1 protein-coding gene is annotated in these 301 nt (G+C 59.8%); it reads right to left on the bottom strand.

Features of this window, described 5'->3' with window-relative positions:
- The coding region (locus LNV07_RS25415) for an ABC transporter permease subunit (RefSeq protein WP_409993996.1) at nt 1-301 on the bottom strand (301 nt) is incomplete at both ends.

A 301-nucleotide genomic window follows, 5' to 3' on the forward strand; every position in this document is an offset into this window, starting at 1 on the left:
AATCGAATCGATCTGCCCAATGCCGCGTGGGCCGTTGGTGATGTTGGCCGGATATTCAAGGTTATTCAAAAACACCCGGATGATTTCGCCAAAACCCAGCGTCACGATGGCCAGATAGTCACCGCGCAGTTTCAGCGTTGGGGCACCCAGCATCACGCCGAAGAAGCCGGCCAAGCCGGCGCCGAGTGGAATGATCAACCACAGCGGCGAGTGCAGCCCGTCGGGAAAGGCGGCCCGGAAGGCCTCGAAGTTCTCGCTCAAATGCGGGCTGGCCAGCAGCGCAAACATATACGACCCGACC

The sequence above is a fragment of the Roseateles oligotrophus genome (assembly GCF_025717515.1).
GTDB classification, from domain to species: domain Bacteria; phylum Pseudomonadota; class Gammaproteobacteria; order Burkholderiales; family Burkholderiaceae_C; genus Paucibacter_A; species Paucibacter_A oligotrophus.